Raw genomic sequence first — 25,404 nt, forward strand, 5'->3', positions numbered from 1 at the left:
CTGGCTCGCCAGTTATAGCTTTTTTTATTTTAACCGTTAGGGTTATAGTCGCTGCCTTCAAAAAATTCGAAGGAAAAGTCGCCAATTTGAACTAAATCGCCGTCCTTAGCCCCCATTTTGCGAAGCTCCGCATCCACACCCATTTTACGCATGGTCCGCGCAAAACGCATAACAGCGTCATAGGAGGTTAGATTCATTCGTTTCATATATTTGTCGATGCCTTCGCTTACGATAACGAATACTTCATCCTCTTTATGGATCGCGAATGTCGTTTCTTCTTTCTTCTCGTAAGTGTAAACCTTTCTTTCCGCTACATCTTTCACGTCATTGATCTCAACCTGATCCGATACAGTGTCCAGAATATCAGCCGCTTTGTAAAGCAGCTCTTGAATGCCTTGCTTCGTCAGCGAGGAAATAGGCAGTATCTCATATTGACGATCACCGCTAGCTTCCGCGAGCTTCTGCTTGAATATCTCAAGCTGCTCAGCTGAATCCGGCATGTCCATTTTGTTAGCTGCGATAATTTGCGGACGATCAGCCAGCTTCTCATTATAGAGAACAAGCTCTTCATTGATTTTCAGCCAGTCATCGAATGGATCGCGGCCTTCGGATGCAGACATGTCAACGACATGAATAATGACCCGGGTCCGTTCAACGTGACGCAGAAACTCATGTCCAAGACCTACGCCCTCATGTGCGCCTTCAATAAGACCCGGCAAATCAGCCATAACAAAGCTGCGGCTGTCCCCTACATCAACTACGCCTAGATTAGGAGTAATTGTCGTGAAGTGATACGCGCCAATCTTTGGCTTCGCTCCCGATACAACGGATAGCAGCGTCGATTTTCCAACGCTTGGGAATCCGACAAGTCCTACATCGGCCATTACTTTAAGCTCAAGCACAACCCAGCGCTCTTGCCCTTCTTCCCCATTCTCAGAGATGTAAGGAGCAGGATTATTCTGAGTAGCGAAACGAATATTGCCTCGTCCGCCTCGTCCGCCTTTTGCGATTACAACCTTCTGACCGTGACGTGTCATATCCGCAATAATTTCTTGCGTATCGTCATCAATAATAATGGTGCCTGGAGGTATACGGACAATTGTATCCTCAGCTCCAGCTCCATGCATACTCTTTACTTTGCCGCGTTCACCGCGATCTGCCTTGAAATGCTTCTGATAGCGGAAATCCATTAATGTGCGAAGGCCTTCGTCCACTTGGAAAATCAAATCGCCGCCGCGACCGCCGTCGCCGCCTGCAGGTCCACCCTGCTCGACATATTTCTCACGACGAAACGAAACGATACCATCGCCCCCGTCGCCGCCTTTTACAAATATCTTCGCTTTATCGACAAACATGTTGTGCCTCCGTTCACGCGCGCATTTCCGCCCTCAGCAGCATTTTTGCATATGGCTGCTCGAAGTTGATCGGCTGCATTAACGCGCCTTCCAACTGCTGTTGTATTTTTTGTTTCCATTGCTGCTCATTCATCAGCTCGCCTTCGTAATAAAAAGCTGCGTACAGCGCTTCATCATCCCGAGAAAGCTCAAGTGTAAGAACAGCAGCATTGCCATAGCTCGGCTTCACTGCAAACCGATATGCGTTAATCGTGTGAATGAGCGAATCGGCTATTTGATTGGCTTCTGCCGTTATTTCGTTCAAATGAATCGCGCCTTTAATGACAACCTGCAGCTCCAGCGTATTCGAAATCGTCCGAAAGGATTGAATATAACTAATTAAGGATGGAACGCCAAGCTTTGAAATATTGCTTTCGGCTTGCATCCGTTCACTTATTTTCTCCACATACTCGGCTGCTTTATCCAGCTTCTTCAGCCTGATATAGCCGAACACAACTTGCAAGTCATTCATCCAGTCATGCCGATGATGATTAAGTGTTCGTATACTTGCAGTTTGCAGTGATTGAATCGTCCGGTCCGTTCGCTGCGCATGTTCCTTCCGTTCCGTTAATATCCAGTAAATTGCAGCAGCAATAAGCCAAACGAGAAAGATAGCAATTAACCACACTTTAGAAGGCCAAATAAGTACAGCAGCGCATGGCACGATAACTGTTGCCGCCGCATAATACTTCGCCGTTATTAAGCGTCCCATCGATTGATCCTACTTTCATCGTTTTTCCTAGCTTATCCAGTATACCACGCGTCAAACGCGTGGTCATTAGCCTTGAAATAAAAAAAACCGGCCTAGCGATGCAGGCCGGGGCTTGTTGCACATATAAGTTGACTTAAGCTTCTACTGCTGCAGCTACCGGAGCCAAATCAGCTGGGTATACGCTCACTTTTTTGCGGTCGCGTCCCCAACGTTCGAACTTCACTACGCCTTCTACTTTCGCAAATAGCGTATCGTCTTTCCCGATGCCTACATTGGTTCCTGGGTGAATTTTTGTTCCGCGTTGGCGAAACAAAATGCTTCCTGCAGATACGGTTTGACCGTCAGCACGTTTCGCCCCAAGGCGTTTCGACTGCGAGTCACGTCCGTTCTTTGTGGAACCAACACCTTTCTTCGAAGCGAAAAGCTGAAGATTCAGTTTCAACATAGATATTCCCTCCTTCTTAAGGTTTGTGAAGCAAACCTACTTCGTAAGCATGCGCTTAGGTTTGTGAAGCAAACCACTTCGTAAGAGCTTAAACAAGCTGCTCACGAATGACAACATGCTTGCCGTATGATTTTGCAATTGTGTCAAGCATTACCGCCATGGATTCAAGCAGGAGCTGCATCCGTCCATCAGAAGCCTCGTCAGCTAACGTCGGAATATCCGACGAGAGCCAGCCGTTCTTCATCTTGTACGGCAGCTCTTCTCCTGCAAGCGCCTCGATTGCATTAACGGTGCCGACCGAAACGGCCGACACGCCCGCGCAAACAATATCCTTGCCGAGCTTCGCATATTTAGCATGTCCTTCGACTGCAAATGATACGATCCGTCTGTCAGCAGTCTTCCTTACAAATGTAACAGTTATCATTAAAAATCCCTCTTACGCTTGGATTTTCTCGATTGTTACTTTTGTGAACGGTTGACGATGACCTTGCTTACGACGATAGTTCTTTTTGGCTTTGTATTTGTAAACGATGATCTTTTGGCCTTTTCCTTGTTTTTCGACTTTACCTGTTACAGTAGCGCCGGAAACAACCGGAGTTCCAGTCACAAGACCGTCACCCTTGGATACTGCCAAAACACGATCAAACGTTACGCTCTCGCCTGCTTCTGTGTCCAGTTTCTCGATGTAGATAACATCGCCTTCCTGAACTTTGTATTGCTTACCGCCAGTTACAATGATTGCGAACATAGTTGGTGCACCTCCTTATTTTCGAAGACTCGCCTAATTCAGGTGGCTTACAGCTTAAGCTGTAAACACTTATTTACCCAATCGGAGCGGTACTTGTACATCTCATTCCTCACGAGGCACGAGACACACACCCAATGAGTTTATCATACTATGCAAGCTATATCAATTATTATCGTCAAATAAAAGAAAACTATTTCATTGTGGATGGGCGGATTCCCGCCGTGCCGCAGCTTGGACAGCGCTCCGTCAGTTGATGAACCGCATTCTCACGTGCCTTCTTGCGTGTAAGCTCAAGCAAGCCCAGCCTTGTCCAGCCTAAGACCGTGCATTTCGTTTGATCATTGCGCGCCTTCTCGATCAGCCTATGCATGACCTTCTCGCGATGCTCTTCTTCTCCCATATCTATAAAATCAATAATAATAATTCCCCCGACATCCCGCACGCGAAGCAATCTTGCTATTTCATCAGCCGCTTCCAAATTTGTACGAAACACGGTATCTTCAAGCCCAGAGGTTCCCGTGAACTTTCCTGTGTTCACATCGATAACCGTCAGCGCTTCTGTTTCCTCCCATATGAGATGACCGCCGCATTCAAGCGATATTCGACGTTCGAAGTCTCTCGAAATCTGCTCTGTAACACGATAGGCATCAAACAGGGCAGCTCCCTTTTTGGACTCGTATCGTTTCAACCGCTCCCGCAGCAGTGGCGTCATTTCCTGGAGCAAGGCTGAAGCTTCCTCAAACCGATCAGAATCATCTATCCATATTTCATCCATGTCCATCGTTAATGTATCACGTACCGTACGTATCATTAAGCCGGCTTCCCTATGCAGCTCGGCGGGTGCCTGCGAAGCATCCACTTGCTCCATTATGACTTGCCATAACGCTCTTAACTGAGAGACGTCACCATGCAACGAGCTCTCGCTCTCACCGCCAGCCGCTGTTCTAAGTATAATGCCTTCTCCGCTTTGCCTTAGCTTCTCCCCAATGCCGCGAAGCCTTGTCCGCTCGCTTTCAGCAGCTATCTTCTTTGAAACGCCGACATAATCCGCATTGGGCATATATACCAGCCAACGTCCAGGCAGCGTGAAATGTGTCGTTACACGAGCTCCTTTGCCCCCAAACGGCTCTTTCATGACTTGTACAATAATTTCCTGACCAGGTTTAACTAAATCCTGTATGAGAGGTTTTGGCTTGGGCTGCTTCTCCAAGTGAGGATCCAGCAGCTCATCAATATACAAAAAAGCATTTTTGGATAATCCAATATCAACGAATGTTGCCTGCATGCCAGGCAGAACATTAACGACACGACCTTTATAGACATTTCCAACCAAACTGCTGGCTTTGGATGTCTCCATGAAAAATTCGACTAGGCGTCCATTCTCGAGCACTGCGGTTTGCAGCATTTCACCGTGGACATGCAACAACATTTGCTTCATCCAGCGATCACCTGCCCAGTTAGCTTTTTTTCTATTTTACATGAAAAGCTCGGATACTGCACGGCCCGGATTTGTTTCCGACAAACATCCTTCGACAATTTTCTGCTCGGGCAATACTTTCACTTCATTGGTTCCTGGCACAACCATATAAATCAGATGATACTGCTCTCTGAGAAATAATTTGGCAACCGATAGCACCGACTGTCGGCTGTTGACAATGATAGGACTAGCTATATGACCTTTCGATAAGGCATGAATGGTGACCCGTCCGCGGTACATTAAGAAGCGGTAAAACAAAAAAGGAACGTTCCGATAGTACGTCCAATTCGTCATGAACAGAAATATGCCAACAATGAGCAAATTAAGCTGCAGGCCGTCTCGATAGATCAGCATAGGAAGAAATGAACTTATTATCATTAGCACGCTGAACAGCAGGCTGATGCGTGCTGACCAAATAAGCATTCTATAATAATTAATGCGATAGCTTAATGCGGCTTGCAGCAGCTTTCCGCCATCAAGCGGGTGAATCGGAAGTAAATTAAACAAGCCAATCATCATATTCGCTTTCCATACATACTCCGCCCAGCCAGCATCCCAGAAGCCAAGCTTGCCGCATACAAAAGCTGCTAATCCCATCCAGAGATTTTGCAGCGGCCCTGCTATGGCAACAAGCGCTTCTTCCTTCGCCGGAACACCGCCAGCCTCTTCTACCTCGACTACACCGCCAAAAGGAAGCAGCTTCACCTCGCGAATCGTCCATCCGAAGCTTCTTGCAACAAGCACATGCCCCAGCTCATGGACGAATACCAGCAGAAATAACGTAAACAGCTCTGCGAAGTAGCCGGTTATAACCGATCCCAGCATAATAATGACGAACAATGGATGAACCGACCAAATCATTCCTTTCCATTTAATCAATCGGTATCACGCCCACAGGGTCGATATAAAGGCCATTTTGTTTCACTGCAAAATAGAGCATGCTCGGCTCCGAACCAACAGATGTGAGCAAATGACCAATCGGATCACCCGCTTCAACCCAGTCGTTAACCTTCACATCTGTTGTACCTAACAATCCATAGACCGTCACTCGATTATTCGCATGCTGAATAACAATCGTTGCGCCGTCCTTTTCCTCGTTGGTAACGACAATCACTCGTCCCGTTTCTACAGCTACTACCTCCTGCTCTGAGCCGCCCGCCAGTTCTATGCCGTTAAGAAGCTCTGCAAAGGTTCGGATAAGAGATGAGCTATGCAATGGGGCGACGATAGGAAGAATGACCGTTCCATCTGCTCCTACCGCCGTTTGTGATTCGTTCTGAAAGATAGGAATGAAGGAGGGAGCTCCCGCAAAAGTCTCCTTGTACCAGGTTGCAGCCGCAGCAAAATCGATTTCATCGGTCAAAGCGCGCTTGACCAATGCTTGTCCGCCCTGTGTCCATTCATTATCGTATCGGAACAAAGCCCATATCGTCGCAAATATCAATAATGCGATAGCCAGCTTCCACTGGAGCTCTTTGCGGAATGTATATTTATGCGGACCAAAAGAGGGATCCTTTTGATTGGCTATGTCTGGACCTTTTACGAATCTCCTTTTATCACCAAAGCTATTATCCTCGCTCCAGCTCGCCCAAGGGTTGGGATTACTTTTCCATACCGCTTCAGGATCAAGCTCCTCCCTGTCCTGCTCATAGAAAAATGGTTCCTGCAGCGGTAAATAAGTTTCAGGATTGCTCTCCTCCGCAGATTCCGATATCAACTGCCTTTCCAGCATAGCTTTCATTTTTTCCTGCCTGTTTTTGTTAACTCCGTCCTTCATCTTCATCTCGCTTCCCCTCGCTTCCATCGTCGCTGCCGACAGCTTATTCCTTTATTCATGGATATGTAACGAGTAAGACAAGTATGCGAGAGTGTTATGAACATAAAAAAAGCTCCCTCTGTGAACGGATTTTATCCGTCTCAGAAGCAGCTTTAGCAGGCCTCTTACTCAGCCATTTCATAAACCTCTTGATGGGCTTTAATGCTAAATACAAGTCCGATTGACATCATATTAAGCAGGAGAGAAGTTCCCCCATAACTGATGAAAGGCAATGTAATGCCTGTAATCGGCATAAGGCCGATCATCATTCCGATATTTTGGAAAATTTGAAATACATACATGGAGACAATTCCAATCACGATAAATGAAGCTCGCAAATCATAACATTTGAAAGCGATCATAATCATGCGGTAAATAAGCAAGAAGTATAACAATAGCAATATGGCTGAGCCTTGAAAGCCGAATTCCTCACCTATGACCACAAAGATCGAATCAGAATAAGGGTAAGGAATAAAGCCGCCGTTTTTCATATCGCCATTCATGTAACCGTCACCGTTCAAACCGCCCGAGCCAATCGCAATTTGCGCATTTTCTGATTGAAATTTCGCATCAGAGCTTGCTTCTTCCGGGTTAATGAACGTATTGATTCTTCCATGCCAATGCCCCATGCCCTTATCGCTCAAATAATCGTATATTTCAGTGTTGAACATATTAAAGAGAGAGACAAACAGAACAAGTCCGCCAACAACAACAGCCAAACCCGTTATAACATGCGTATATTTCACATTTCCAATCCAAAGCATGCCGAGAACGATAACCAGGTAAATAATCGCATTACCCAAATCCGGCTGAATCATGACCAAAACAAAGGGTACTAAAGAAAAAGCTCCGATCGGAATCAGATCTTGTGTAAAGGTTAACCGTTCACCCCGTCGACGCCCCATCAAATAGGCGATGCCGATTATGAGAACAATCTTGACGATTTCAGCAGGTTGAATCGACAAGCTGCCGAATTTGAACCAGCCTCTGGCACCATTGATGGTCTGTCCGAAGAAATAGACGAGAATCAGCAAAGAAACACCGAAACCATACAGCACATGCCAGCTTTTGAGCACAATGCGATAATCAAATAAGGTTGCGGCAATTGCTATGAAAAATCCTATGCCATAAAACATCAGCTGGCGCATATCGGAGCTTGCATATTTAGGGAAATTGGCTGTAGCACTATGAAGAACAACGATGCTGATAATCATGAGGAATACTAAAATAATTAAAATTCCCCAATCCAGCTTTTTTATTTTATTAAGCAAATCGCATTCATCCTATTCCAAGAAACTTACGGAAACGCTTGAACGCTCCCGCCTTCTCATCAAGCAGCATAAGGGGAACCATATCTCCCAATATTCGGCGGGCGATGTTTCTGTAGGCGATAGCAGCGCGCGAGGATGGATTCATTACTGTCGGCTCTCCAGTGTTTGCAGCAGAAATAACTTTCTCATCATCGGGTACAATTCCAACTAAATCAACGGCCAGCACCTGACAAATTTCATCAATATCAAGCATATCGCCGTTTTTCATCATATTTTGTCGAATTCGATTAATGATGAGCTTGGAGGGGATCTTTTCCTGCTCCAGCAAGCCGATAACACGGTCTGCGTCACGTACTGCTGCATTCTCCGGAGTTGTAACAACGATTGCACGATCCGCACCCGCAATCGCATTGCGGAAGCCATGCTCAATCCCGGCCGGACAATCGATAATGACGTAATCATGTTCCTTCTTCAGCTCTAGAATCATATTGCGTACCTGTTCAGGAGTAACTGAATCCTTATCCTTCGTTTGTGCGGCAGGGAGCATGTAAAGCTCGTCGAATCGTTTATCCTTAACGAGAGCTTGATTCAAACGGCAGCGGCCTTCCGCTACATCAACCAGATCATATATGATTCGATTCTCCAGACCCATAACGACGTCTAGATTCCGAAGTCCGATATCGGTATCCACCATACATACTTTCTTGCCAAGCAAAGCTAGCGCAGTGCCCAGGTTTGCCGAGGTAGTCGTCTTGCCGACTCCTCCTTTCCCTGATGTCACAACAATTGCTTCTCCCATGTTCTACACTCCTTTAAACATAATAGGATTATGACGTATGCGGAATAATTGCGCTAGCTTATCAATCTGCATTCTACCTTCGCTTAAGAAAGCAAACTCCATTGAAGCATCGCCAGTCATCCACTCTTCCGGCGGCCTGCTGATAACATCCGCTATGCGAAGCTGAGTAGGCCGCATTAGCGATGTTGCAATAATGACGTCGGTCCGTCCTCCTATGCCCGCATGCGCGACGCCGCGCAATGCTCCAAGCACATAAATATCCCCTGTACAGAGCAGTGTTCCGCCTGGATTCAAATCGCCGATTAAGAGCAAATCCCCATCATGCTCATAGGTTTGTCCTGAGCGAATAATAGAGGTTAACACTTGCAGATTCGGCTGTTTCTGCTGCTCGGAATCGATCAGCGGCGGGTCCGATTCAACGGACTGTACCATTAAATTGCCTTGCGACTTAATGACACTTTTGATCCGATCCTTATCGTCGTCCGTTATATGCCTGGAACCAAGCTTTACCTGGACATGGACAAGAGGACCCGTAAGTAACTGCTGATGCGTTTTCTCAAGCTTATATTGCAGCTCGTCTAGAAGCGTAGCGAATTCACACTTATCGTCGAGAAGGAACACGAGACCTTCTTTAACGCCTTTAATAATAATATGCTGTCTCTCGGTCACGTTCGTCCCTCCCCAACCTATTGAATTCTTGCTTGCTCCAACATATTCCTGCCTGTACTCGTTATTTTATTCCTCTTGCTTTTCTGGAGCCGCTTTCGATTGCGCTTCAAACCATCGTCTAACAGGAACATAAACTACTAGGGCGAATGCCAGCTGGAGAAATAAGCTCGGGAGAATATAATCTATTAGTGCCCATGCGTAGGTCTCATTGGTAATACGGAATACCTTATAAACAAAAAATATTAAGCTGTCGTAGAGTATACAAGCAAATCCGATGATGGCTATTGCCATCATGAGCGTTGCACGACGGCGTTCCAGCAGAACACCTGTATAATACCCGATTAAACCCATCACAAATGAATGTACGCCAAGCAAATGGCCGAAATAAACGACATCCTGAAGAAGACCGAAGCTAACGCCAAGAAATAAAGCTCGGTGACGTCCGCTGTAGAGCGCCGAGAAAACAACCATTACGAACATAAAGTGCGGAATGATCCGACTGCCGTAGCCGGCAGGAATGATCCATGGCATAACAGCTCCTTCAATAATGAACAAGAGAAGCATTATCGCGATGATCCGATTCATGCTCATTATTCATTTTCCTCCAATTCAGGAACCTGAACCACAAACACCTCAGTTAAATGATCAAAGCTTGCGGCAAGCTTTACAGTTGCTGTAGAAGTAAGACCAAAATCGCCAACCTGTATCGTTTCGATCGTGCCTATCACAATACCTCTTGGATAAATATTGCCTAGGCCTGATGTAATTACAGTATCATAGGCTTGCATCTTATCATTCTCTGCAATTCTCGTCATAAGAATTCTTGAAGTTTCTTTGTTGTAGCTGCTTAGAATACCAAATGAATCATCCTCGCGTCCCATCACAGTTGCAGCGATGGAATTGAATGTCGGCGATGCTTCATCCAGCTCGGTAATAGGTGTGACAGTGGCTGTATAGGGGGTTACCGAACTCGTAAGTCCAATTAGTCCATCAATCGTTGTTACCGCCATATTAGGCTTAATTCCGTTTTTAGAGCCTAGATTAATGTTCATCGAGTGATTGTTGGCATCGTTGCTTACGGATATAACCTGTGCAATCAAATAATTATAATTGTACATTTCCTTTTGCCGCTTAGTGAACTCAAGCTCTTCCTTGAAACGCGCGTTTTCTTTCTCAATGAAGTTATACTTGATTTTATCACGGGAATAAGCCGCTGCCGTAATGCGCAGCTGCTCATTCTCCTCGTGAATGGTGCGTAAATTTCCGATTTCCTCAAAGAAGCCCGCTATATAACCAGCGGGCTTGTAAAACCATTGCTGTACGTATCCAGTTGAATCCTTCAAAAACTTTTCAGGCCAAGTCAATTCCTTGCGGTTACTGAGCGAGAAGCCGATAACCGCAATGCAGAGAATAAAACCGATCATAAGCATGAACATACGCTTATTTCGCATTAGCTTAAACAGCTAGACCACCTGCCCATTATTCATATCCTTTTTCCAAGTATTGCCATTAACGTCTTGAACGGGAAGATGAGCCTCTCGCTTTGAATAAATGAATATGATCCAGCGAGCGGCCGGTTCCGATAGCAACGCAATCAAGTGGGTTATCTGCTACAATAACAGGCATTCCTGTCTCGCGCTGCAGCAGCTTGTCCATATTGCGGAGCAAAGCTCCTCCGCCCGTAAGTACGATTCCACGATCCATAATATCAGCCGAAAGCTCTGGCGGACATTTCTCGAGCGTAACCTTCACGGCGTCGACAATAGCATTGACTGTATCTGTCAACGCATCCGTAATTTCGTGAGATGAGATCGATAATGTTTTTGGCAGGCCGGATACAAGATCCCGACCACGAATTTCAATTTTCTCAGGAGGATCAAGCGGCAAAGCAGACCCGATTTCCATTTTTAACTGCTCAGATGTACGTTCACCGATCATTAAGTTGTATTGACGTTTAATATATTGAACCACAGCCTCGTCCATCTCATCTCCGGCTACACGAATGGAACGAGCTGTAACGATACCGCCAAGCGAGATAACCGCAACCTCAGTAGTACCTCCGCCAATATCTACAACCATGCTGCCTGTCGGCTCCCATACAGGCAAATCTGCGCCGATTGCTGCAGCGAAAGGTTCCTCAATTGTGAAAGCTTCGCGAGCTCCTGCTTGCTTAGTAGCATCCTCAACCGCACGCTTCTCAACAGCCGTAATACCAGAAGGCACGCATACCATAACGCTTGGATGACGCGGGAATAGCGAGCGTTGCTTTTGCGCTTGTTTAATAAAATATTTGATCATCGTTGCAGTCGTTTCGAAATCAGCAATTACGCCATCCTTCATCGGACGAACAGCGCGAATGTTTCCAGGCGTTCTACCAATCATCTTCTTAGCTTGCTCGCCTACTGCTTCAATTGTTTTTGTATCTGTACGAAGGGCTACCACCGAAGGTTCCCTTACAACAATTCCTTTTCCCTTGACGAATACTAGCGTATTCGCTGTCCCTAAATCGATACCTAAATCCTTTGAAAAACCACCAAACATGTTCTTGCTCCCTTCTAATTGCCACAATCCCTTTATATTATATTACATATATCCTTGTTCCTTCAAACTCAGGTAACGTCCGTCTCCAATAATTAAATGATCCAGCACTTCAATGCCGACCAGTTGACCTGCTTCTGCCAAACGCTTCGTCAGCGCAATATCTTCAGGGCTTGGTGTAGGATCACCGCTTGGATGATTATGCACACAAATAATAGATGCACTGCTCCGCTGAATCGCGGCACGAAATACTTCGCGGGGATGCACTAACGATGCGTTTAGCGTGCCCATTGACAATGTTTCCCGGGCAATAATATGATTTTTAGTGTTTAAAAACAAACATACAAAGTGCTCCTTCTTTAAATAACGGAGCTCTTCCATCACGTAATCCGCCGCATCAGAAGGCTTGCGTACGGTTACGGCATCACCTAATCGGCTGCGCGTAATACGTCTTCCCAGCTCGATTCCAGCACGAAGCTGAATCGCTTTAGCTGGACCTATTCCTCGAATGGCTGTCATTTCTTCCATGCTCATATCCATTAAATTGCGCAAGCTGCCGCATTGCTTCAGAACAGCTCCAGCAAGATGAACAGCAGATTGCCTCTGCGTTCCCGTGCGTAACAATATTGCAAGCAATTCAGCATGGCTGAGTGCTTCTGCCCCATATCGCATCATGCGCTCTCTTGGACGTTCTTCATGGGGGACATCACGCAAAATCATATATTGCGGCTCCATGTCCCAATCCCGCCTTTTCGAATAATAATAGTAGCCATATACTGCCTCATGTGTTAAAAAACATGAATATCATATTGACTTAGCATGTCTGATAGAAGCGATAGCGGTAATCCAACAACGTTAAAATAACATCCGTCTATTCGCTCGACAATGGTTGCGCCTAGACCTTGTATGCCGTATGAGCCTGCTTTATCTAGTGGTTCGCCAGTGGCTACATACTTGGAGATTTGATCTTTACTAAGCGGCTTCATTTGTACCCTAGTCATTCGATGGGCAACAGTAGCTTCATCATTCGTTGAAAGCAGGCAAGCTACACCTGTATACACCTCATGATGACGACCTTGCAGACGACTTAGCATACGCTTCGCATCTTCAGCATTGACAGGCTTACCGAGCACCTCTCCCTCCAGCACAACGATCGTGTCTGAACCAATAATAAGCGATGCTTCTGTATTGTTCTGCTGCCGCAGGAGCTCAGATGCTGCTGCCGCCTTGCGCAAGCTAAGCTGTTCCACAACTTGCACAGGCGTCCAGTCTGCTTCCGTTGATTCATTCGTATCCGTGGACAAAATATAAACCGGCAAAGAAAGGTCCAGGGATGCGACCAGTTCCTTCCGGCGCGGCGACGAAGAAGCCAGCACGAGCCGGCTTATCGTTTTATTGCGTGCTTTTAACGGTTCCATGTAAGATTTACTATGCTCCTTCATACTAACGATCGACTGAAGTATAGACGATCTACATTTTGCGGTACAACCATATCGCTATTATAGCTCCAATTAAGCTGAACAAGCTTATTTGAAAATCAAGCGACATATTAAAGCTTAACACATATAAATCGATGGCAGGCGACCATGATGCCTCAATGGGTTTAGTCAAAAAAGAAATGCTTGGCACTGGAGTCAGCCACCGCGCTACTAAAGCGCCAGCTAATAAACCAATTATGATAAAAATGAGAAGAAACCAGCCGTTTTTCTTCATCTTTCAACGCCTCTCGCCATGTTATGACACCTGAATCTATTATACGCATGATACTATTCGTTTACAATGCGCTTATGGACTCAAACCATTTTTTTTGGTTAACAATTGCTTCCATTAGTTTAGATTGTGTGGTCCACAAGTGAGCGCGTGATGGATTTTTATCATATTCCAGCATCGATTTAGCGGCTGTATCAATCGATTGTATAAGCTTATCCAAATTCGCCTTGCCATTTGCCTCTTTCATACCTATTCGTATCGCAGCTGCGCTTTCAGTCCATTTTTGATGCTCTGCTTGCCAAGAAGTTGCAGCCGTATCACTTAGCGGGGACAAAGCAGGCTGCTCAAGCTGTGCGAGTGTTAATTCATCCAGCATGCGGACAAGCTCTCTCGCTTGTTCAAAAAAGGTTTGAGCGCTTTCCGCAGTTCCGTCATAAGGAAGCTTGCTTGGTGATGGAATCGTTACTTCCTTGATATAAAGATCTAAATCAGGCAAAAGAGCTTTAATGGCCTGGGCTTTGCTCCGGTTAGTCGCCACTCCAGCATAAACGCGGAAATCGCTGGCGCTAGTTAAAGCAGCAGATGCCAACCCCTTATCTGCAAGCTGTGCTAATGCCGTATCCCTTCCCTCTGCATTGCTGAAAACACCGAATTGCAGCATGAAATAGGACTGTTCCAGTCCTGTAAGCGAGACGGTCTGCGAATTAGAAGCTGATCCAGATGGCAGCGCTCCTGATTCACCATTACTTGTATTTGCATTGGTCTCATCTCCTGTAATAGAGCTTCCTATTGCTGGCTGTGAATCCGGTTGAACCTTAGATCCGCTTCCGCTTGGAAATATAGTTGCTCCTGTAAACAGTGACAAAAGTAAATAACCAAATAAAGCCCCCGTAGCCAGTGCGCCAGCAACAGACAAAAATACATTAAACCATGACGGCCCTTTAGATGAACGGATCCTTCTAGTAGACTGCATTCGATTTAGCAGCAGCTCATTATCATAAACAAGCTCATCTTCGTAAGCATGCATATGTTCCGGCTGTTCCTGATTTGCAAATTGCTGGAGCGATTCATGCTCTTCTGCTGAAGTGAGTGGAATAATTCGTTTAGGGGCATTTGAAGAGCTTGCAGCCTTGTTTACTGGCGCCTGTTCGGACCGAAGCGGCTTCATATCCGAGTTCCGAATAAGCTGCTCCAGCGCCCCAATATCCTCTTGAAACGAGCTATGCCAAGGGCTCATCTCATTGCTTGAGTTTTGCTCCTTAGCCGGATATAGCGGAATTACGTTTTGCTTAGCTTCAATATGGCTATCATTCGCTTGCTTGTCTGACGTATTTATGGTAGTCTCCTGCTTTTTCTCAGAGCTACGCTTATCTTCGTTAATAGACTGTCCATTACGGTCAAAACGGTAAGTAATTCGGTTTTTATGGTTCATATTATTCACTCCTTGTCCCATTCTTCTATGGTTAATCTATGAGACATTTAAGAGATTTAGACCCAGTGACCCTAAGAGGGTTTGCTACCCTGCCTTAAATGATTTTTCAACATTAAAAAATTTCGAACCCACCCAAACCCTCCCTTCCAAGGGAGGGCCCCAAGGGTTGCACCCTCTGGACTCCTGCAATTGGACTAACGTGAGAGAAAGGCAGACGATTCAGAGTTTCTATGGTGATTGGAGCGCTAGTCCCTACGGGACCCGCTGGAAGCTGGCAGGGGCTGCATAAAGGTCAAACTAACAGTGTGTTACGTGTTGAAAGAAAATAAGAATTAGATAACCGAATAAACGAAAACAGCGACTGCCTTGGACGAGTAAATAACGTCCTTGACTGCCACTGTTTTATTGAACAATCGATCTTCGTTAGTTAGCGATCCTTACCCATGCGCATTACAATACTCTATTGCAGGCTACAATCAGGCTACAAGGATTTAGTCTGTGCTGTGTGTACTTGCTTTTCCACATGGGATCTTGTTCTCCATAAGATAAAGAGCGAGAAAATAACAACTGCCAGACACACCCAATAAACATGACGAAACCCTGCAAACTGGGCAATGAAACCGCTGCTCAGACTTCCCACTAACCTTCCAATCGTGGATGCGTTGGAATAGATGGTTGTGGACAGCCCCGGTGAATGAGGCAGCAAATTCATGAAATAGCTTAGTCCATTGCCCATGACAATAGCAACAAACGATGCCTGCAGAAGCTGCGCTGCGATCAGATGCCAGGATTGGGTCGATACACTTAAGATGATGTAATAGATCACAGCGACAAAGCATCCGATAATCATCAGGGCATGGTTCGATATCTTTCTGCCCAAGGCACCGAGCACAAGCATAATGGGAATTTCCAGACCCGCGCAAACACTAACCGCCAATCCAACATCCGTATGCGTGCCATGAAGCTCATTCACAATAAACAATGGCGTGTTGATCGTGTTAATGGCATTAACCGCAAATAGAAAAATGAAGGCGATAACCGGCTGCCAAATCTGCCTGCTTTTGAGCGAAGTGATACTTGCACTTTTTCTCTTTCCGATATTGCTTTCAACTGATTTTTTTTGCAGAAACAGGAATACGAGAGATGCTATTGTAAGATAAATAACAGCTGTCCCCAGAAAAAGTCCCTTGTAGCCCATCCCTGTCAAAATTAATGTCCCGACTAACGGTCCGACTAAAAATCCAAGGGAAAAGAGAGAGCGCAGTGTCGACATGGCAAACGTCTTGTCATCGGGATTGCTTGAATTTGCGGATTCCTGTGCATAGGCAAAGATTTGCGGCATTAGAGGAGCCCCTAATCCACTAAAAAGGCTGACAACAATCAAAAGAATAAAGAAGTTATGAAACACTAAATACGAGGCATATGCCAAAGCCGATGAAATCATGGCAAACATAATAATCCATTTTCGGTCCAGCCCGCTATCCGAACGTTTAGCAATGAGGGTGTTCACCACCACGCCGCTTAAAGAACTAACTGCCATGAAAACGCCAAAGGCTCCCGCACTCATTCCAATATCTTCCGTAAAATATAGGGACAAATATGGCGCTGTGATTGAGAACCCGGTACCAACTAGCAGCATGCAAATGACGAATAAACTGTATCCTTTAATCGCAAACAACTTTTTAAACCGTGTATACAGCTTCTAACCCTCCTTAGATCTCTTGGTAGAATCCTCGCATTACGTCCGAAAGAAGCGTGCCGCAGTGAGCTGCGTCAACTTTTCGAAAAAAAAACGTCATTGTCCATCCGCCACCTCTGTCCCCCTTGTTACTGTTAAAGGAGTAAACTTATTATGCAATAAATAAAAAATAGACCGTTATCTCATTTGTCTTAAATGATTGCCTAATTCTCTCACTATCACTAACTTTGCACGTGAAACTAACACTCTTCGGTTCGGGTGCATAAAGAAAAAACACAAAGAAGCCCGACGGTTCCATCATGGAACGACCGGGCTTTCTTCATGTATGATTTTAACTATTGGATTTCAATGTCAACGTTTTTGCGAGCGAATCTGCTACTTTCCAAATATCGCCTGCTCCCATTGTTATGACAAGATCGCCTGGCGCAACCTTTGCAGTCAAATAGTCGAGCACTTCTTCCTTGGTCGGAAAATAGACGGTATTGGTATTGCTGTTGCTTTTGATCAGCTCTACCAGCTTGCCTGAATTCACGCCCTCAATTTGAAGCTCGCCTGCCGGTGAATAAATATCGGTAATGATTACTTCATCAGCTTCTGGGAAAGCACGACTAAACTGCTCGAACAAGAAGAATGTCCGCGTATAGCGCTGAGGCTGGAACACCGCAATAATGCGTTTACCCGTCGCTTTGGCAGCAGTGATTGTCGCTCTAATTTCCGTTGGGTGATGGGCGTAATCGTCAATCACGAGAATATCATTAACCTCGCCAAGCACCTGGAAACGACGCTTTGCACCTCTGAACAGCTTAATAGCTTCCTTTATTTTCTCAAATGACAAGCCTGACTCGAGACATGTGATAACGGTAGCCATTGCATTATACACATTATGAACTCCTGGAACCGATAGCTCCAGTTCACCCAGAAGGGTACCTTTATGCGTCATCGTGAAGGAAACCTTACGGTCGCCAAGCACAATATTGTCCGCTTTATAATCGGCGTCACCTTCGATGCCGTAGGTGACAAGCTGCGACAAATCAATATTTCCTTTGTACACCTGAGGAATCAATTCGTTAACCGTCTCATCATCTGCGCACACAATCGCTTTTCCGTCCGCTTTTACCTGTTGTAAAAATTGCACATATGCTGCCTTCAGCTTGCCGAAATCGCCGTCATAATTTTCCAGATGATCCGGTTCAATATTCGTCACGATAGCTAGCGTTGGATGGTAGTGAAGGAAAGAGCCATCACTTTCATCTGCTTCCGCTACGACATATTCTCCTTTGCCTGCTTTTGCATTTGTGCCTACATTAACGATCTCGCCTCCGATAATGTAAGTGGGGTCCGCACCGCATGATTCCATAACTAGAGCAATCATAGAGGAAGTTGTCGTTTTGCCATGTGCTCCAGCAACCGCGATTCCTTTGCCTGCATTCATTAATCTAGCCAGCATTTGAGAGCGATGAAGAACAGGAATATTAAGATCTTCCGCAGCTTTACGCTCCACATTATCCTTAGAAAGCGCTGTAGAGTAAACGACTAAATCTGCACCATTCACATGCTCTGGCTGATGACCGATAAAAATGCTGGCCCCATTCGCAGCAAGCTTCTCTGTTAATTCTTGACGCGCGACATCGGATCCAGTCACCTTATAGCCCATTTCCAGCATAACGCGGGCAATGGCACTCATACCGTAACCGCCGATTCCGATGAAATGAACGTGTTCTGCCGTATTCAAAGACGGTTCACCAACCTTTTTCAGAATCCGAGTTGTACAAAATGCGGGAGCGAACATCGGCTATCAAATATAGCGTGCCTGTTACGACTCCAAGATCTGTTGTCTCGGTTAACTGTTGTAGTTTTTTTAACGCTGCTTGCCAATCCTGTTCCACTACCAGCTCGAAAGAATACTTATCAGGCTGCTGCTGACACATTTCCCGTACCAAATCAGCCATAGCATTTGCATCTTTTTTCATTCGAAAATCAGGCTCGGTCACAATTAGCGTATCCACTATTGGTAGTATATGCTTAAGAACATCCTGATGATTCTTATTCTCCAGCATACCCATCATTAGATGTAAACGATCATATTTATAGGTGTTTTTTAACGCAGCTGCCAGAGATTGTGCGCCTTCAGGGTTATGGGCACCATCTAGCAAAATACGCGGTGCCTGCGATACCATCTCAAGCCGTCCAGGCCATGCTGCGTTCCGCAATCCCTCGGTCAATGCCTCATCCTCAACAACTAGAGCATTGTATTGGCGAAGAACTTCAAGCGTCATAACAGCAACCGCCGCATTCGTACGCTGATGTGCTCCATTTAACGTAATCGTTAACGGCTCGATCGTACGGAACAAATTATTAAAGCGGAAGCTTTGTTCATCCTGGCTGACAGCAAGCTCAGTTTCGTGGAACTGCTCGCCTAGCAAATAAAGCGTGCTTTGTTTGTCGGCTGCGATTTGCTTGATCACCTCGACCGCTTCTGGCTGAGTTACTGCGCTAACGACCGGTATCCCTGGTTTGATTATGCCAGCCTTCTCGCTTGCCACCGCAGCAAGCGTGTTTCCAAGACGGTCCATGTGATCATGACCGATGTTCGTAATGACCGAAACAACGGGATGAACGATATTCGTCACATCAAGCCGTCCGCCAAGCCCCGTTTCCCATACCACATAATCCGGATAAGTAACCGTTGCATAAAATAACACCGCAAGTGCAGTTGACACCTCGAACATGGTCGGAGAGCCTAGCTCTGATGCAGCTATCGCCTCAACATGCGGCTTGAGCTCATTTGCAAGCTTTAGAAGTGTATCCTCTTCGATATCGTTACCGTTATATTGAAACCGATTTGTAAATTTCGTAATGTACGGTGAAGTAAAGGTACCCACATCATAGCCGCTGCGCAGCAGCACACTCGTTAAAAAGGCACAGGTTGAGCCTTTCCCATTCGTGCCTGCAACATGAATAAACTTCAGTCTGCGATGCGGATTTCCCGCAAGCTCCATTAGTTTTTCCATACGCTCAAGACCTGGCCGGATGCCAAAAGGAATAAGCCCCGTAATCCACTCAACCGCATCCCCGTAGGAATGCAGCGGCTCATTCGTCCGATGCTCTATCGTTTGATCCGTCATTGATATCGTTCCTTCTTCCGTTTTCCGCTGTGCTAGCCGCGTAATTCTGCGATTCTTGCCAGCACTTTATCGCGTTTATCCCTGTAATCATTCATCTTGCTGCGTTCCTCTTCAATAACCTTGGCTGGCGCTTTCGCTACAAAGCCTTCATTGCTAAGCTTCTTCTCCACGCGCTCAACTTCCGTATTTAAATGTTGATGCTCTTTCTCAAGACGTGCAATTTCCTGCGTGATATCGATCAGGCCGGCAAGCGGCAAATAAAGCTCCGCACCTGTCACGATTGCTGTCATTGCTTTGTCTGGCGCGCTAATGTGAAGACCTGATTCAAGCAGCGATGTTCCGCAGAAGCGTTTAATGAATTCTTCATTTCGCAGTACTATCGCAGCTTCCGCTTCCCTTGAAGGCTTAATAAGCAATTCTATCTTTTTGCTCATTGGCACATTCACTTCAGCACGGATATTACGAACGGAACGAATGATTTCCATGAGCAATTCCATCTCTTTTACTGCTTCAGGCGCTTCCAGCGCTGCATCATAGACTGGCCACTCAGCAAGTGTAATCGTCTCGCCTTCATGAGGCAAGTGCTGCCAAATTTCTTCACTGATATATGGCATGAACGGATGCATCAGACGCTGCGTACGATCCAGCACGTAAGCCAGCACGGACTGCGTTGCTTTCTTCGCTGTCTCATCTGTGCTATATAAGCTTAACTTAGCGATTTCGATATACCAATCACATAAGTCATCCCATATGAAATTATACAGTATACGTCCTGTTTCACCGAATTCATAGCTATCAATTAAACGCGTTACATCGCGCACCGTCTCATTGAGTCGATGCAATATCCAACGGTCAGCCGTTCCCAGATCGACCGTTATATCAATGTCCTTCGCTTCAACGCCTTCCAAATTCATGAGAGCGAAACGGGAAGCATTCCAAATCTTATTGGCAAAATTACGAGCCTGCTCGACCTTCTCCCAGCGGAAACGCAAATCCTGGCCTGGCGTGCTGCTTGTTGAAATCATATAACGCATAGCGTCAGCGCCATACTGCTCAATAACTTCAAGCGGATCTACACCGTTGCCAATCGATTTGGACATTTTACGACCTTCTGAATCACGAACGAGACCGTGCATGAGTACATCCTTAAATGGCGGGTCTTCTGTAAACTCAAGCGCAGTAAAGATCATCCGCGCTACCCAGAAGTAAATAATATCGTAGCCTGTTACAAGCACGTCTGTCGGGTAGTAACGTTTCAAATCCTCTGTCTGATCCGGCCAGCCAAGCGTTGAGAAAGGCCATAGCGCGGAGCTAAACCATGTATCTAATACATCGTTATCCTGACGAAGATGATCACCCTTCATATCCTCTTGCGATATATGCATCTCGCCTGTTGCATCATCATACCAAGCCGGTATCCGATGACCCCACCACAGCTGACGGGAAATACACCAATCATGTACATTTTCAATCCAGTTTAAATATACTTTCTCGAAACGATCCGGCACGAAATTTACGCCCTTGCCTGATTTCTGCGCTGCAATTGCAGCTTCAGCAAGCGGCTTCATCGCCACGAACCATTGCGTCGACAAATATGGCTCTACAACAGCTCCGCTGCGCTCGCTGTGTCCAACCTGATGAACATGATCCTCAATGCTGACGCATACGCCTTGCTCTTGCAAGTCTTTGACAAGCGCCTTGCGGCAATCTGCCCGGTCCAGCCCTTGATACGGGCCAGCTTCAGCATTCATAACCCCGGACTCATCCATTACGATAATTTGCGGCAAGCTATGACGCTCGCCTACCTCGAAGTCATTAGGGTCATGTGCCGGTGTTATTTTTACAGCGCCGGAACCAAATTCCTTATCCACATATTCATCAGCAATAATCGGAATTTCCCGCCCAACAATCGGCACAATAATGAGCTGTCCGATTAAGTGCTTGTAACGGTCATCCTCTGGATGAACAGCAACAGCTGTATCTCCAAGCATTGTTTCCGGGCGAGTTGTCGCTACTGTGATGGAGCCTGAACCGTCTTTCAGCGGATATTTCAAATGGTACAAATGGCCGTTTACTTCCTTATGCTCCACTTCAATATCCGAAAGCGCCGTACGAGCGGCAGGATCCCAGTTAATGATTTTTTTGCCGCGGTAGATCAAGCCTTTATTATAAAGACGAACGAATACCTCGCGCACAGCTTTGGACAATCCATCGTCCAGCGTGAATCTCTCTCTTGAATAGTCAAGGGACAAACCCATCTTCGCCCACTGCTCGCGAATCGTATTCGCATATTCATCCTTCCACTCCCATACCTTCTCAAGGAAAGCTTCCCGCCCTAGATCATAACGAGAAACCCCTTGCTCGCGGAGCTTCTGCTCCACCTTCGTTTGGGTTGCAATCCCTGCATGGTCTGTGCCTGGAAGCCAGAGCGCATCATAGCCCTGCATGCGTTTCGTACGGATCAAAATATCCTGCAGCGTGAAATCGAGCGCATGGCCGATATGCAGCATGCCCGTTACATTTGGAGGCGGGATAACAATTGTATACGTTTGTGCATCCGGGCGTTTTCCTGCCTCAAAAAATTTACCCTGCATCCAGTAATCGTACCATTTCTGCTCAGCTGCCTTCGGGTCGTAAGTCGTTGGCATAGCCGTTGTCGTTTGGTTTCCTGACATGATTTCCATCCTCCATAAATCGATCTACAAAAACAAAAAAAACCTACCGCCCTTATCATAAAGGACGAAAGGTTTAGCTTCCGTGGTACCACCTTTGTTCCATGCGAACAGCATTCGCATGACACTCAAACAGATAACGGCTGCGGCCGGCCTAAATTGGGGGAACACTGACTGCTCCTGCTTGGTTTAGGCAACTCCGGGGCGACTCGTAGCAGTCACTTCCTGCAGAACCTCTCAGCGTAACGGTTCCACTCTCTGAAGGCTTCGCTGCGTACTATTCCCCTTCAACGTCGTTAAAGCACATATATATTTATCATACATTTGTTCAAAGGCTTAGTCAACCTAACCGATGCCCAGAAATCGAAAAAACGTCCTAAAGTCACAGGACTTTTAGGACGTTTCCTTTTGTAAGTTATCAATCAACCTTAAATTAATAATCAGACTCGAACAGGTCTCTAAGGAATGTAAAGCAATTGACCTTCTGATATGGTTGATTCGTTCAATCGGTTGTGATTAATAATTTCTCGCGGATTCAAGCTGTAGCGTGAGGCGATAAGATCAAGCGTCTCGTCTCGCTGCACGATGCACAGCCTGATTTTCCGAAAATCATTATCCTCCGAGCGCTTGCCTAGAAAGAGATTTTTCCATTCAATTTCATCACCCGAAGCTTGTACCCGCGCTTCCTCGGCAGCCAGCTGCTGAGCAACGACCACTTCCTCAGCCGCTTGTCTTGCAGCCTGCTCCCGCCTGCTCGTCTGCAAAAGTGTAAGTATGCCAACATTAGGAGGCGATTCACCACTCTCCTGAGGCGTCTTGCTGGCGATTGCGACACGCGGCTCTTGCTTCTCAAGCACCGTCTCCTGAATAGGCATAGGGATAGGCTCTTGCTCAGAGCTCTGATCAATTTCAGCTTCTAACTGCGAAGCGGCTTGCGGCTGCAGCTCGACCCCGGCTCTTTCCTGTTCATTGCCGTCTTGAGGAATAGATGAAGCTGGCGGATCAACAAATGAGTTCGAGGAGGACAGCCAGCCATCATCGCTCGACTGCTGTGAAGCTAATGTGATTTCTCGCGCCGATTCAGACTCCGCAATCTCTTGCTCCGATTCCTCCAGAGTAATTTCCTCTTGATCCGGGCGGGCCACATATGAAGTGAACAGCTGCGATGAGGACCAGCCTATATCCGATGATGCTGATGAGATCGTGACCGTTGCTTCAGATTCATCCGACTGTACAGGCTCCTGCTGGTAAGATTGCTCCGCCTCTTCCGCAGCATGATAGATTTCCTCCGGAGTATAGGGCGGCTCGTTGTAGGCATTATGTCTAGTGCTTTCCTCTTCATCGGTTTCTTCATCAAATATTTCGCGTTGATGCTCCACAGTGAAAGGCTCTTCACGCCATGCATCCTCCTGTTCCTGAACAGGCTGGGCAGAAATTCCCCGCAACGAGAGAACACCTGTAACGTTCAATGTCCGGGATGACAATAAATCGACGTCAAAATTATCGATTTCGATTGAAATATCGTCCAACCGGGATATTCGGTTCATAGGCAGCGTGATTTCCACGGGAATCCAATGCTCCAGCGTAAGCGGGGCATCTGAATCATTCTGGCCTCTGTATACCCCGCTTAAGAGCAATTGCCCTTTCAGTACAGCGTGATCCCCTTGGTCAATGACTTGAATACGGGGAACAAGCTCAATCTCCTCCAACTCGTCGATTGCCGCAACATCATCGGGCAAATGGACGCGTTCATACACATCAAAGCGCAATCCGTTCGTTTGATCTGACACGTCTAAGTCCTCCCTTCTCATACTGAATGCTTGGGCTAAAGCTTACATTCACTACTTATCTATATGGCTAGAAGGGCATGAGCATGACTATCAATTTGAACGGGTCTGCAGTTTATGTGCAAGCTGGTTAAGCCAATCCGGCCATGGTGCGGCAGCTTCGATCAAGGAGCTCGTCCAAGGATGTGGAAAAAGAAGTTTTTCCCCATGTAGCGCTTGATGCGGAAGAAGGCGTGCATCTCCTCCGTAGAGAGCATCTCCGACAAGCGGATGGCCGATATGGCTCATATGCACGCGGATTTGATGCGTTCGTCCAGTTTCCAGCTTCACTCGCAGCAAAGAGAATGCACGTCCAGCTTCTATCCGTTCATAATGGGTAACAGCCTGTTCCCCATTGTCTGCCACCCGGCGTCTTGATCGGTGGTGTCTGTCCTTGCCGATTGGCAGGTTAATGGTCCCTGAAGGCTTCGAAATTCGGCCATGAACGACTGCAATATAATGTCTATCGATTTCCTTAAGCCGCATCGCCTCATCCAGCTTCCATTGCGCCAAATCGTTTTTGGCATACAAAACAGGACCGGAAGTATCATCATCAAGCCTATGAATATGGCGAATCGTTAATGGATCGCCTTTCAGCAGCTGATGCCTTGCAGCGGCTTCATCCAATGTCCCCATGTGATGGGGTGAAGATTCATGAACAGCCATTCCTGCAGGCTTAAAAAATACGACGCAAAAATCATCTTCATACAGTATAAGTGGAGCTTCTAGTGTAGATGGCATCAGCGCTTTGCGATACAATGGATCGCGCTGCGGGTCGACTGATGGGAATGCTAGCAGCTGCAGTGTATCGCCGCTCAGCTGAATGCCTCCGATTGAAAACAGCCGATTGATCCATTTCTGCGGAAATAAGGAACGGGCCAGCAGCCACTGCCGCACAAGGTGCGGATGACTGCCAGCCCGCGGCTGAGCAAGCTCCGGCACATCTGCCGAAGCCCTTTCCGTATGAGGATCAATGGCTTCCTTGTCGGATTCGGCGCCAAGACTTGACCACTTCAGCTCAAGCCACTGCCCATTCCGCTTTATTTGTCCATTCATCATAAACAGCAACCT

At 46.5% G+C, this 25,404-nt stretch carries 24 protein-coding genes and 2 other annotated features; all 24 genes read right to left on the bottom strand.

Going from position 1 to position 25,404, the window contains the following annotated elements; genetic code table 11:
* Positions 1 to 29 precede the first annotated feature (29 nt).
* A complete protein-coding gene (gene obgE / locus CEF13_RS20970) occupies positions 30 to 1,355 on the bottom strand; it encodes a GTPase ObgE (RefSeq protein WP_102713652.1) in 1,326 nt (441 codons plus the stop codon).
* 13 nt (positions 1,356 to 1,368) lie between these two features.
* Positions 1,369 to 2,106, bottom strand: coding sequence for a Spo0B domain-containing protein (locus tag CEF13_RS20975; protein WP_102713654.1), 738 nt, complete (start codon positions 2,104 to 2,106; stop codon positions 1,369 to 1,371).
* Between the two features lie 133 nt (positions 2,107 to 2,239).
* Entirely contained in the window at positions 2,240 to 2,551 is a 312-nt protein-coding gene (gene rpmA, locus CEF13_RS20980) for a 50S ribosomal protein L27 (protein WP_102713656.1), read from the bottom strand.
* 88 nt (positions 2,552 to 2,639) lie between these two features.
* Positions 2,640 to 2,975: a ribosomal-processing cysteine protease Prp gene (locus CEF13_RS20985; RefSeq protein ID WP_102713658.1), complete on the bottom strand. Its 336-nt coding sequence runs from the start codon at positions 2,973 to 2,975 to the stop codon at positions 2,640 to 2,642.
* Positions 2,976 to 2,987: 12 nt separating this feature from the next.
* The gene (rplU, locus tag CEF13_RS20990) at positions 2,988 to 3,299 is read right to left on the bottom strand and encodes a 50S ribosomal protein L21 (RefSeq protein ID WP_102713660.1); all 312 of its coding nucleotides are present in this window, start codon (positions 3,297 to 3,299) and stop codon (positions 2,988 to 2,990) included.
* A 15-nt stretch (positions 3,300 to 3,314) separates the two neighbouring features.
* Positions 3,315 to 3,404 (bottom strand) — a sequence feature (ribosomal protein L21 leader region).
* A gap of 85 nt (positions 3,405 to 3,489) precedes the next feature.
* On the bottom strand, positions 3,490 to 4,737 hold the full coding sequence (locus CEF13_RS20995) for an Rne/Rng family ribonuclease (RefSeq protein ID WP_102713662.1): 1,248 nt from the start codon (positions 4,735 to 4,737) through the stop codon (positions 3,490 to 3,492).
* Between the two features lie 36 nt (positions 4,738 to 4,773).
* Positions 4,774 to 5,655 (bottom strand): M50 family metallopeptidase, encoded by an 882-nt coding sequence (locus CEF13_RS21000; protein ID WP_102713664.1) that lies wholly within the window; start codon positions 5,653 to 5,655, stop codon positions 4,774 to 4,776.
* Positions 5,648 to 6,559 (bottom strand): M23 family metallopeptidase, encoded by a 912-nt coding sequence (locus tag CEF13_RS21005; protein WP_166742737.1) that lies wholly within the window; start codon positions 6,557 to 6,559, stop codon positions 5,648 to 5,650. The genes CEF13_RS21000 and CEF13_RS21005 overlap by 8 nt, the downstream gene beginning before the upstream one ends.
* 158 nt (positions 6,560 to 6,717) lie before the next feature.
* A complete protein-coding gene (locus CEF13_RS21010; protein ID WP_102713668.1) occupies positions 6,718 to 7,863 on the bottom strand; it encodes an FtsW/RodA/SpoVE family cell cycle protein in 1,146 nt (381 codons plus the stop codon).
* Positions 7,864 to 7,870: 7 nt separating this feature from the next.
* Positions 7,871 to 8,662, bottom strand: a complete 792-nt coding sequence (gene minD / locus CEF13_RS21015) for a septum site-determining protein MinD (protein WP_102713670.1) — start codon at positions 8,660 to 8,662, stop codon at positions 7,871 to 7,873.
* A gap of 3 nt (positions 8,663 to 8,665) precedes the next feature.
* A complete protein-coding gene (locus CEF13_RS21020) occupies positions 8,666 to 9,331 on the bottom strand; it encodes a septum site-determining protein MinC (RefSeq protein WP_102713672.1) in 666 nt (221 codons plus the stop codon).
* A 66-nt stretch (positions 9,332 to 9,397) separates the two neighbouring features.
* Positions 9,398 to 9,922, bottom strand: coding sequence for a rod shape-determining protein MreD (gene mreD, locus CEF13_RS21025; RefSeq protein WP_102713674.1), 525 nt, complete (start codon positions 9,920 to 9,922; stop codon positions 9,398 to 9,400).
* Positions 9,922 to 10,782 carry a rod shape-determining protein MreC gene (gene mreC / locus CEF13_RS21030; protein ID WP_166742738.1) on the bottom strand — a complete coding sequence of 287 codons (861 nt, stop codon included), beginning with the start codon at positions 10,780 to 10,782 and terminating at the stop codon, positions 9,922 to 9,924. Before mreC ends, mreD begins: the two co-directional genes overlap by 1 nt.
* 58 nt (positions 10,783 to 10,840) lie before the next feature.
* A complete protein-coding gene (locus tag CEF13_RS21035; RefSeq protein WP_102713677.1) occupies positions 10,841 to 11,872 on the bottom strand; it encodes a rod shape-determining protein in 1,032 nt (343 codons plus the stop codon).
* 42 nt (positions 11,873 to 11,914) lie between these two features.
* Positions 11,915 to 12,604 carry a RadC family protein gene (gene radC, locus CEF13_RS21040; RefSeq protein WP_102713679.1) on the bottom strand — a complete coding sequence of 230 codons (690 nt, stop codon included), beginning with the start codon at positions 12,602 to 12,604 and terminating at the stop codon, positions 11,915 to 11,917.
* A gap of 53 nt (positions 12,605 to 12,657) precedes the next feature.
* Complete coding sequence (locus CEF13_RS21045; protein ID WP_102713681.1) at positions 12,658 to 13,287, bottom strand: Maf family protein; 630 nt, start codon at positions 13,285 to 13,287, stop codon at positions 12,658 to 12,660.
* 52 nt (positions 13,288 to 13,339) lie between these two features.
* Positions 13,340 to 13,582, bottom strand: a complete 243-nt coding sequence (locus CEF13_RS21050) for a DUF4321 domain-containing protein (protein ID WP_102713683.1) — start codon at positions 13,580 to 13,582, stop codon at positions 13,340 to 13,342.
* Between the two features lie 61 nt (positions 13,583 to 13,643).
* Positions 13,644 to 15,011 (bottom strand): SPOR domain-containing protein, encoded by a 1,368-nt coding sequence (locus CEF13_RS21055; RefSeq protein ID WP_166742739.1) that lies wholly within the window; start codon positions 15,009 to 15,011, stop codon positions 13,644 to 13,646.
* A 481-nt stretch (positions 15,012 to 15,492) separates the two neighbouring features.
* Entirely contained in the window at positions 15,493 to 16,650 is a 1,158-nt protein-coding gene (locus CEF13_RS21060; RefSeq protein ID WP_244917171.1) for a sugar efflux transporter, read from the bottom strand.
* A gap of 391 nt (positions 16,651 to 17,041) precedes the next feature.
* Positions 17,042 to 18,442 carry a UDP-N-acetylmuramate--L-alanine ligase gene (gene murC / locus CEF13_RS21065; protein WP_102713689.1) on the bottom strand — a complete coding sequence of 467 codons (1,401 nt, stop codon included), beginning with the start codon at positions 18,440 to 18,442 and terminating at the stop codon, positions 17,042 to 17,044.
* A gap of 7 nt (positions 18,443 to 18,449) precedes the next feature.
* Entirely contained in the window at positions 18,450 to 19,835 is a 1,386-nt protein-coding gene (locus CEF13_RS21070) for a bifunctional folylpolyglutamate synthase/dihydrofolate synthase (RefSeq protein WP_102713691.1), read from the bottom strand.
* Between the two features lie 32 nt (positions 19,836 to 19,867).
* Positions 19,868 to 22,510 (bottom strand): valine--tRNA ligase, encoded by a 2,643-nt coding sequence (locus CEF13_RS21075; RefSeq protein WP_102713693.1) that lies wholly within the window; start codon positions 22,508 to 22,510, stop codon positions 19,868 to 19,870.
* 57 nt (positions 22,511 to 22,567) lie between these two features.
* Positions 22,568 to 22,807: a binding site (T-box leader), on the bottom strand.
* A 158-nt stretch (positions 22,808 to 22,965) separates the two neighbouring features.
* Positions 22,966 to 24,297 carry a LysM peptidoglycan-binding domain-containing protein gene (locus CEF13_RS21080; protein ID WP_166742740.1) on the bottom strand — a complete coding sequence of 444 codons (1,332 nt, stop codon included), beginning with the start codon at positions 24,295 to 24,297 and terminating at the stop codon, positions 22,966 to 22,968.
* Positions 24,298 to 24,387: 90 nt separating this feature from the next.
* Complete coding sequence (locus CEF13_RS21085; protein WP_243864379.1) at positions 24,388 to 25,392, bottom strand: RluA family pseudouridine synthase; 1,005 nt, start codon at positions 25,390 to 25,392, stop codon at positions 24,388 to 24,390.
* Positions 25,393 to 25,404 lie beyond the last annotated feature (12 nt).

Source organism: Paenibacillus castaneae (genome assembly GCF_002884445.1).
Lineage (GTDB): Bacteria > Bacillota > Bacilli > Paenibacillales > Paenibacillaceae > Pristimantibacillus > Pristimantibacillus castaneae.

Bases quoted from the DNA above. Each gene is read 5' to 3' on its own strand.
- obgE (WP_102713652.1), bottom strand. From the start codon at position 1,355: ATGTTTGTCGATAAAGCGAAGATATTTGTAAAAGGCGGCGACGGGGGC.
- CEF13_RS20975 (WP_102713654.1), bottom strand. From the start codon at position 2,106: ATGGGACGCTTAATAACGGCGAAGTATTATGCGGCGGCAACAGTTATC.
- rpmA (WP_102713656.1), bottom strand. From the start codon at position 2,551: ATGTTGAAACTGAATCTTCAGCTTTTCGCTTCGAAGAAAGGTGTTGGT.
- CEF13_RS20985 (WP_102713658.1), bottom strand. From the start codon at position 2,975: ATGATAACTGTTACATTTGTAAGGAAGACTGCTGACAGACGGATCGTA.
- rplU (WP_102713660.1), bottom strand. From the start codon at position 3,299: ATGTTCGCAATCATTGTAACTGGCGGTAAGCAATACAAAGTTCAGGAA.
- CEF13_RS20995 (WP_102713662.1), bottom strand. From the start codon at position 4,737: ATGAAGCAAATGTTGTTGCATGTCCACGGTGAAATGCTGCAAACCGCA.
- CEF13_RS21005 (WP_166742737.1), bottom strand. From the start codon at position 6,559: ATGAAGATGAAGGACGGAGTTAACAAAAACAGGCAGGAAAAAATGAAA.
- minD (WP_102713670.1), bottom strand. From the start codon at position 8,662: ATGGGAGAAGCAATTGTTGTGACATCAGGGAAAGGAGGAGTCGGCAAG.
- mreD (WP_102713674.1), bottom strand. From the start codon at position 9,922: ATGAGCATGAATCGGATCATCGCGATAATGCTTCTCTTGTTCATTATT.
- mreC (WP_166742738.1), bottom strand. From the start codon at position 10,782: ATGCGAAATAAGCGTATGTTCATGCTTATGATCGGTTTTATTCTCTGC.
- CEF13_RS21035 (WP_102713677.1), bottom strand. From the start codon at position 11,872: ATGTTTGGTGGTTTTTCAAAGGATTTAGGTATCGATTTAGGGACAGCG.
- radC (WP_102713679.1), bottom strand. From the start codon at position 12,604: ATGGAGCCGCAATATATGATTTTGCGTGATGTCCCCCATGAAGAACGT.
- CEF13_RS21045 (WP_102713681.1), bottom strand. From the start codon at position 13,287: ATGGAACCGTTAAAAGCACGCAATAAAACGATAAGCCGGCTCGTGCTG.
- CEF13_RS21050 (WP_102713683.1), bottom strand. From the start codon at position 13,582: ATGAAGAAAAACGGCTGGTTTCTTCTCATTTTTATCATAATTGGTTTA.
- CEF13_RS21055 (WP_166742739.1), bottom strand. From the start codon at position 15,011: ATGAACCATAAAAACCGAATTACTTACCGTTTTGACCGTAATGGACAG.
- CEF13_RS21060 (WP_244917171.1), bottom strand. From the start codon at position 16,650: ATGCTGCTAGTTGGTACCGGGTTCTCAATCACAGCGCCATATTTGTCC.
- CEF13_RS21070 (WP_102713691.1), bottom strand. From the start codon at position 19,835: ATGACGGATCAAACGATAGAGCATCGGACGAATGAGCCGCTGCATTCC.
- CEF13_RS21075 (WP_102713693.1), bottom strand. From the start codon at position 22,510: ATGTCAGGAAACCAAACGACAACGGCTATGCCAACGACTTACGACCCG.
- CEF13_RS21085 (WP_243864379.1), bottom strand. From the start codon at position 25,392: ATGATGAATGGACAAATAAAGCGGAATGGGCAGTGGCTTGAGCTGAAG.